This is a genomic window from Caulobacter sp. 17J65-9, from assembly GCF_010975005.1.
Classification (GTDB): Bacteria; Pseudomonadota; Alphaproteobacteria; order Caulobacterales; family Caulobacteraceae; genus 17J80-11.
Genome location: NZ_JAAIVC010000318.1, coordinates 1 through 945, shown reverse-complemented (window position 1 = coordinate 945; position 945 = coordinate 1). Strand labels below are relative to the sequence as shown.

The window sequence follows — 945 nt, the reverse complement described above, 5'->3', positions numbered from 1 at the left end:
CTGGCCGCCCGCGGCTGGCGCGCGGGCCTGTCGGCCGCCCAGCAGCGCGGCCTGTTCGCCATGGCGGCGGCGGCCCCGCCAGAGCGGCGGCTGAACCTCAACACGGCGCCGCCCGAAGTCCTGCGCGCCGTGTTCGGGCTGGACGAGCGGGCCGCCGCCCAGGTGCTGGCGGCCCGGGAACAATCACCTCTGCAGTCGGTTGAGGAAATCGCCAAGCTGGCCGGCGTGCGGGCGGTCAGCGACGGCGCGGCGGTGGGGGTTCTTCCGGGCCGGCGGCTGAGGCTGACCGTCGGCCTCGACGCCCCGCGCGCGGGCCAGGCCGCGATCTACCAGTCCCAACTGGTCCTCGCCCCGGACGGCGCGGACCGGCCGTTCTACCGGCGACGGATCGCCGGACGCGCGTCGGAGAGGAGAACGGAGGGGGGCGGTCGCGATGGCGGTCTGGACGAGCTACCGCACAGCCCGGACCTGCTGGCTGCGCGAGGGCGGTGAGCTCCTCGACGTCGAGGGCGCGTCGGCCGATCCCCGACGGGCGCGCCTGATCGCGCTGAGTCGCGGCCTCTGTCGTTTCGAATTCTACGCGCCGCCGCCCGGCATGTCGGGACGGGGCGCCCTGCGCGCCGCGCGGCTGCGGGCGGAAGCCTTCGCGCCGTTTACCGCCGCCGACAGCGTGTTGCTGCGTGCGCGCGAAGGGGTGGCGATCTGGTGGTGGGACGGGGACCGGACGGCCGCCCTGCTGGAGGCGGTCGGGATCGCCTACGACCCGGAGCGGCTTGTGCCGGAGACCCTGCTGCAGGCGCCGGCCGAGGGCTGGCGACAGGTCCGCTGCGCCGACGGCTATGAGGCGCAGTACTGGCGCGCCGGCGCCCTGCGCGCCGCGGCCTGGCGGCGGCGGCCCTTCTCCGCCGAGCAGTGGGCGGCCTTCGCGCAGACGCTCGATGCGCC

The 945-nt window shown here is 76.4% G+C and carries 2 protein-coding genes; both read left to right on the top strand.

Annotated features, from left to right (window positions below):
• Positions 1-492, top strand: a 492-nt coding sequence (locus tag G3573_RS21660; RefSeq protein WP_163263686.1) for a type II secretion system protein GspK, incomplete at its 5' end; no start/stop codon positions are given.
• On the top strand, positions 434-945 hold a 512-nt coding region (locus G3573_RS21655), incomplete at its 3' end, for a hypothetical protein (protein WP_163263685.1). The genes G3573_RS21660 and G3573_RS21655, both read left to right, overlap by 59 nt.